Source organism: Cupriavidus sp. 2TAF22 (assembly GCF_052115045.1).
In the GTDB taxonomy this organism is placed as follows: Bacteria; Pseudomonadota; Gammaproteobacteria; order Burkholderiales; family Burkholderiaceae; genus Cupriavidus.
On record NZ_JBFRFX010000022.1, the window covers coordinates 114,023 to 121,054 of the forward strand.

Sequence of the window (7,032 nt, forward strand, 5' to 3'; positions counted from 1 at the left end):
CTGATCCCCAATCGCGGGAGCCGCATCCGGCTTGCTGCGAGCCGACCATAACCAGTCAATTGCCATGACCTGCCTCGTTTCGGGTCTTGTGCATCATGGCCTTATGCCGCGCGCGGCCATCTCTATCGTGACCAGCGGACCCGTTTCTCCCTCGAATGCTTCTGGGGGTGGCGTAGCGGGACGTACCTTGAACAGCCGGCAGGTGGCCCACCAGCACAGGGCGGCGAACAGGTTGTAAGGGAAGAGGGCGGCCCAAAACGGTAGCAGCCACCATTTTTTTACCTGCGCTTCGCCGGGCTCGCCTGTCCGCCAGGGGGCGTAGTGGCGCCACGATTGGGCTGGTGTCAGGCAGAGGTTGTTGTGGGGCACGTTCCACCAGTGCGGTGCGTGCGGCAACGGCAAGTTATCCGGCCCATGAGCCATGAATTGGCGGATGTATTCCCAGACCTGGGCGACAAAGATGGTGCGAGGGTCGCTGGGCTCGTTGCTATCGATGGCGATGTTGTAGTTGGGCGCCCAGGATTTTGCGATCAAGCGGGCCTGCTCGCTGCTTGGTTCGGTGCCAAAGACATTGAGCAGAAGCGAATAGCTCGTACTGAAAGATCGGCCAGAGTATTCCGTTTGGCCCAGCATACCCGCTTGCACGCGACTCCATTCGCCGACGTGCAGAAGTTTTCCTTTGCGGTAATATACTTTCTGGGTGATTCGGTTGAAATAGAAATTTGACTGTCGACTAATAAAGTTGATTCTATAGGCAAGCGATGGTAAAAATAAAAACAGCACCGGAAAGCAAACAAGAGATATCGCGATAATTGAATCTGTATTAATTTTTATTAGGTCGTCATATAGGTAATAAATAAAATAAATTACCCATGAAAAAATAGTTGTTGAGTACATCTTACCCATGAATGCCGAGTCCGCTGGCCATGGATTGCGCAGGCACAGCACCTGCCTGCCCATGGCGATGTATTGGTCACTGACGGCGGGGGCCGTCTCGGGTTTACTGTTCGGTGTCCATAACCAGGCGATTGCCATTATTTTCCATTCAGCCGAAACTGCGTGGAGACTTGTGTGCTTTCATCCATCGCATAGGGAAACCAATTGCTCGCCGACCGAAACCGATGCCGTTTCCGCTGGATATCGGCAAACGTGGACCGCCGTTGGAAGTCAGGCGCGATCATTGCGTTCCTCGTCGGCGAAGCCGCACAGCCGGTCATTCTCCGGCGGAAACTGAGGTTCCGGGTAGGTGAGGATGATGAGTTGGGGGAGTGCCATCACCGGCATGACCAGCAGCACGATGGCGAGGTCCACCCAAAGGGTGAGCGGAAGCCACCAGCGGCGGTTTGGATCGGTGAAGGAGGCGAGCACCCAGCGACCGCCGTAACGCAGCAGTACATCGCGCCAACTGCGTGGTGGCGATTCCACGGTGGGGGCCGGGAGACTCGGATCTCCTGTCATATACCGTTGCAGCCAAGCCCATCTACAATCGGTAGGGAGAACTAATACAGAGTCAATGGAAATTCTATAGTCCGCAACTATGGGAATTTTGGCCAGCTTGGGCTCTGGTGTGTTGCTTGTATATCCGATGAGGTACAAATACGGCGCGCTTCTTCCTGTTGAATAGGCGAGTGCTTGGATGTGGTTCCACTCCATAACCAAAAGTTCTTCATTGCCCTCTTCTGGGTAAGGTGAATAGTAGATTTTCTGAGTTTTTCTATTAATACGAACTCGGCTAGATCGATAGCGGAAGCGTGGTCCAATGAGTCGCGCCGATAGGAATCCGGAAAATCCAAATGCAAGGCAGGAGAGGCTGATCACAAGGAAATAAGTCGTATTATCCCGTGAGTGGCTCAGTGTCGCTCCGAGTATTAGTGTGATGCTAAGCAGCAAGCTGATCCTCAGAGTCAGCCCCTCATTGTTTCTCTGCATGGTTTCCGAGATCAATTCGATTCCGTGCTCGCTTTTCCGAAGAATGGAGATTCCCGGGATGGAATTGGGATTTATCTCGGAAGACAATAGATTGCTTGCGGATCTGAATTGACGCCATTTCCGCTGGATCTCGGCGAGCGTGGGTCGCCGTTGGAGGTCAGGCACGATGATCGCTATCCTCGTCGGCGAAGCCGCACAGGCGGTCGTTCTCCGGCGGAAACTGAGGTTCCGGGTAGGTGAGGATGATGAGTTGGGGGAGCGCCATCACCGGCATGACCAGCAGCACGATGGCGAGGTCCACCCAGAGGGTGAGCGGTAGCCACCAGCGGCGCTTTGGATCGGTGAAGGAGGCGAGCACCCAGCGACCGCCGTAACGCAGCAGTACATCGCGCCAGGTGCGTGGTGGGGACTCCACGGTGGGGGACGGGAGGTTTGGGTCTCCCGCCATATACCGTTGCAACCATGTCCACGTTGATTCATTGTGGTAGCCGATATGAGCCCCGATGATGGGGACTTTGACAAGTTCGCGTTCCGTTAGGTTTGACGTGTATCCAACAAGATATAAATAGCCTTGGCCTTTGCCTCGATAGTAATCGATGGCCAATAACTCGTCCCAATCGAGAGTCCAAAGAGAATCAGGACTTTCATCCGGATACGGGGCGAAGTAAATCCTTTTCGCCTTGCGATCGACCCGCACAGCTGAATTGCGATAGCGAAGTCGATAACTCAGCATACGTGATAAACTAATTACCAGTAGATACGCGATCGGGAGTATCGCGGCGAAACAAAACGGGAGTGGTGAATCCGTGTTTGACTGCAACAGTCCGACGCCAATGATCATAAAAGCGCCAAAAGTAATAAGCGCCCCCATGTGCCACGATATTGTTGTGTCGTTTCGCTGAAGAGTATCCGCTGTCAGTACTATGCAATGTTCGCTCGAACGAAGGATGGTAATGGTCGGTTTAACACTCGGATCGGGCTCTAGTGGTAGGGTCGTACATGCCGAGCGAAACAGGCGCCATTTCCGCTGGGCGTTGGCAAACGTAGGCCGCGCTGGGGAGGGGGGTCGTATCGTCATCTGGACACCTTGACCGGCTCAAGCAGATCGCTATCGATAGGATCGGTCAGCCAGGTGCCGCGGGTGAACTCCAGCGGCTCCCGTTGCGGCATCAAGGCCAGCATGGGCTGGTCCTTGGGATCGGGCCGATAGCAATAGTCCAGTTCGACCCGCGCGTCGGCGCGCATGCTGATGCGCCACGTCAGCACGCGGGTGCCATCGCGCACGGCATCGCTACTGGCAATCAGGCATTCGTCGTCGTAGGGGAAGCGATACTCCGGTGAGGTCACGATGGGGCCTTCCACCTGACGCAGGGGTTTTTTGCCACGGTAGACACGCAACTCTTTCTGGAAGCGTGCAGCGGCATCTGCCGTGGCCGCTACGGCGGCGGTTGCTTTGTCGGTCTCATCGCTTTGGTCTTTGATTTCCCGATAGCTGGGTAAGCTCAGCGAAATAGAGAGTGTGCCTACCCCTTCGGCGGCGACCTCGCGGTGCAGTGCTTGAGCGTCTTGCCATAGGCCATACAGGGGCAAGGCTGTTCGCCAGGCAATGTTGCCCAGGCTAAAAGGTACGGCGCTGGCAGGGCTGTCCCAATCGGCCACGACACGCACTCCGTAAATTGCGCCGTGGAAGGCCGCCAACTCGTCCTCCAGGGTCTTGAAGCGGTAGCGTGCGTCGCCTTGGCTCCAGAAACTATGAGCCAGCCAGACCTCATCGGGCTGGAACCTGGCCATGGCTGCTTGTATTGAGAAGTAGGTGACGCCGACTGTCGCCACAGCGGCCAAGATCAGCCAGCCCACAGGGCCCATAAAGCTGAGCGTGACGCCCACGGCATTTAGCAGAAGACTCGCACCGACCAACGTACCGCAACCCGCGGAGGCCATGAACATCTTGGCGGCTTCGGTATTCTGTTCACTTCCGTATGCTTTGCTAGCACGCAGGAGGTCTGCTGCAGCGCTTAAGAATGCCGCCCCCGCTCCGAACTTTGTCGCGAGAGTACGAGCGGCGATTACCTCCTGACTACCGCGCACGACATTGAGTGCTCCGCCTTTCGCTAATCCTCTGAGTTGAAGAATGTCGCCTTTGATGTAGTAGCTGGCGCTTAGGACAGCCGAAATTGCCGCAAAAGCGGCCACTATGGATGTCGCTCGTTTGGAGGCATCACCCGATGTCATTTTCCCCTGTGCGAAATCCTTAAGCGATGACCTAAGAGACATAACTGCCGAAACTGCCGCCACTCCCGTCACCGCATACTCCCCGGCCACGATGCCCTTCTGCGTGGCGGCATAGGCTCGGCTCCCCTGCAGGCGTTGCAGGGTACGCTGGAATATATTGCCCTCCAGCCTGAACTTCTGGCCTTCGCCGGCGGGCGCGGGGCTGATGTAGTCCTTGCCGGCGCCCTTGGGTACTTCTTCATAGAGCAGCGTGGTGGCGGGCTGGCCTCGCAGTTCCCGCTTCACGGTGATGCCCCATTTCCTCAATTGCTCGGTGTTCATGTGCTGCTCGCCGCGGAACTGGGCATATTGGCGATTGGCTTCAGCGCTCGTCACGCGGTAGGTGACGACGGTGCTGCCGACACGGATCTCGGCGAACAGGCGCACGCGCCGGGCGACAAGATCTGCTTTGGCATCCGGAAGGGTCTTGTCTGCCAGGAGCGGAAGCATCAGGTTGATCAGCGCGTCGGAATGAGGTGTGGCTGGGTGGCTGATATTGAACTGGAAGATCGGGGCGAATGCCGCTACACCGGTATCCAGCGCTTGCTTCAGAATATCGGGATTGGTGAAGTTGGCGTGCAGCTCCGGTATGCCATGTGCCAGTGCCAGCCAGACCGGGCTGCTGCGATGGTCGGCCAGGACCAGATCGCGGACGCTGTCACGGCCGGCGGCGCTGTGGGTCAGGCTGCCAGCGCAGCGGGCGACGACGTTTTCATAGTCCTGGGCGTTGCGGTGGCTACCTAGGTCAAAGCAGGACAGGGCCTTGCCGAAGAGGCCATCGCTCCACCCCTTGCCGATGGCGCTACCTGCGGTCTTGACCCAGCCATCGAGGTCCGCTGCGCACTTGTCCAGGGTCTCTTGCAGCGTTTTGATCTTGCGCTGGTAGGCGAAGATGAAGGGCATGGCGTTGCCATCGATGGTGTTGGCATTGTCGCTTTCGTAGTAGCGTACGAGTCGTTGCCGCTTCAGGTAGAACTCACTGGTGGTTTGTTTTTGCACACTACTGAGGTACTGCTTGATCAGGGTGGCGCTGGTGTAGGCGTGGTTGTTGTCGATCTCATAGATTTGGCGTTCGGCTGCCGCGACGGCCGTGAGGTGGGCCAGTTCGCTGGTGATGCCGATAGGGTCCTGTAGCACCGCCGCCAAGGGCTTGACTCTCTTGTCGGAGGCACCATCTGCGCTCGGCGGCAACGCACCGTACATGCCGGTCAAGATGGATTGGTACGTCATGATGCGATCGCCCAGGGCAATCTCGCTCCAGGCACAGGGCCGGGCGCGGCCGGAGATGGCCGGCGTCACCAGTTCCGGCGTGGCTGTTGCGAGATGCACCGCGTCGAAGACATGCCGCTGTCTGGGGTCACCGGCAGGGGAGAGCTGGGTCGCTAGCTTGTCGCGGATACCATCCTTATTGGTTTCGATGCGCCAGAGTCGGGCGTGGCTCAACAGGGTTTCGCTGACCATGAGGTAGACGGTGTTGGCCACTTCTGTTTCCGGCGCCAGCAGGTAGGGTCTGGCGCCGACGGTATCGGGGCGGGCATAACGTCCGGGTGTGTCGTCGTTGGCATCCGCCTCGGTCCACCAGATGGGCGCGAAGCGCACGTCGCTGGTGACCTGGTAGTGCTGGGTCCACATGCGGCTGTTCTGGTAATAGAACAGGTAGACATWAGTGCCAGGACGCAATACACGCAGGCCATACGCCTTGCTGCCCTTTAGTTCCGGATAGCCTTTCACGCTGAGTGTCGGGAAGACTGCGGCTTCGAAGCCCTTGTCAGCGATGCCGTAGCGCAGGGGGTAGACCGGGACGCCGCGCTGGCACGACGGCGGCGAAATGGCGCAATTCCTTGGCTTCTCACTGGGATGCGCGGGTTGAAGTGCTTTTTTGAGGGGCAGGGTCACGGTGGTAATCCTCAAACTACTTTCTCGTCCTCGAAGCGCAGTTCGTTGTAGCCCTCGCCCTTGTGGGTCTGGCTTTTGATGGTCATGCGGGTCTTGTGGYGCGGCAGCGCGTAGGSYGGCAACTGGTTCGATCGGTACGTGCGGCCGGTGATGACCGGCTGGTCAGGATCGCCGTCCCAGAAGTCGACGATGACCTCCTGGCCGATGCGCGGGATGGCGGGGCCGGCGTGGGCCAGCTGCACGTCGAGACGGAAGGTCTCGGAGAGGGCTTCGTCGAAATCGAACGCGATGACTTCGAAGTCGACCCTGTCGACGACGGCGAAGGTGAAGCGCAGGGCGGACTGGCGTGGCATGGCAAGTTCCTGGCAAGGCGATATCACCCGCCGGCCGGCGTACCTGTGGCGCCGACTGGGGTGGCCGTCTATGGGCTGTCACTTGCGGGGGAGAATGCCGCAGGAAAAGGCGCGCAGGTCTCGGATGTTTCGGAAAAGCCGTGTGGAAACGGCGTCATTCCTTCGGTGCCTGATGCCGCAACGGCCCCCGTCGCGGCATCATGGCCAGTGTGGGATCGCGACGCACGTCGTCGGGCTTGGGCGTTTTCACCGGTAGTGTGGCTCTGATAGAGCGGCGTGCCGCCCAGGCGCAGGCTGGGCGGCAGCCGCTTGATGGTCTCCGCTATTCACTGTGGCGTCCCCTCTGGCTCCAGCTTGGCCGGGCCGATGGAGGCGGTGAAGAAGCAACCGCCTAAACGTGCAGATGGTGTGGTCCCCATGATGCTAGGCATCGTCGTTCACCTGCGGCGATGCCATGCCGCACAACTCGTCGATGTCCGTGGGAAAGGGCGTGTAGGGCACGTTGTACTGGATGCATGCTTCCACGCTGTCGGGAAACGCGTTGATCAGCAGCCAGCCCAGCCACAGCGGAAGGGTGATGGGC

Annotated in this window: 5 protein-coding genes; all 5 read right to left on the reverse strand. The window is 58.5% G+C overall.

The features are described 5' to 3' along the window. Positions 1–93: 93 nt before the first annotated feature. Entirely contained in the window at positions 94–1,035 is a 942-nt protein-coding gene (locus tag AB4Z48_RS25015; RefSeq protein WP_441618919.1) for a hypothetical protein, read from the reverse strand. Positions 1,036–1,167: 132 nt separating this feature from the next. Continuing rightward, the gene (locus AB4Z48_RS25020; protein ID WP_441618921.1) at positions 1,168–2,094 is read right to left on the reverse strand and encodes a DUF6708 domain-containing protein; all 927 of its coding nucleotides are present in this window, start codon (positions 2,092–2,094) and stop codon (positions 1,168–1,170) included. Further along, positions 2,087–2,770: a DUF6708 domain-containing protein gene (locus tag AB4Z48_RS25025; RefSeq protein WP_441618922.1), complete on the reverse strand. Its 684-nt coding sequence runs from the start codon at positions 2,768–2,770 to the stop codon at positions 2,087–2,089. Before AB4Z48_RS25025 ends, AB4Z48_RS25020 begins: the two co-directional genes overlap by 8 nt. 233 nt (positions 2,771–3,003) lie before the next feature. After that, on the reverse strand, positions 3,004–6,096 hold the full coding sequence (locus AB4Z48_RS25030) for a toxin VasX (protein WP_441618924.1): 3,093 nt from the start codon (positions 6,094–6,096) through the stop codon (positions 3,004–3,006). 11 nt (positions 6,097–6,107) lie between these two features. Continuing rightward, positions 6,108–6,449 (reverse strand): hypothetical protein, encoded by a 342-nt coding sequence (locus AB4Z48_RS25035; protein ID WP_441618926.1) that lies wholly within the window; start codon positions 6,447–6,449, stop codon positions 6,108–6,110. Between the last annotated feature and the right edge of the window lie 583 nt (positions 6,450–7,032).

Excerpts from the sequence above, each read along its gene's own strand:
- AB4Z48_RS25025 (WP_441618922.1), bottom strand. The coding sequence starts at position 2,770 with ATGATCATTGGCGTCGGACTGTTGCAGTCAAACACGGATTCACCACTC.
- AB4Z48_RS25015 (WP_441618919.1), bottom strand. The coding sequence starts at position 1,035 with ATGGCAATCGCCTGGTTATGGACACCGAACAGTAAACCCGAGACGGCC.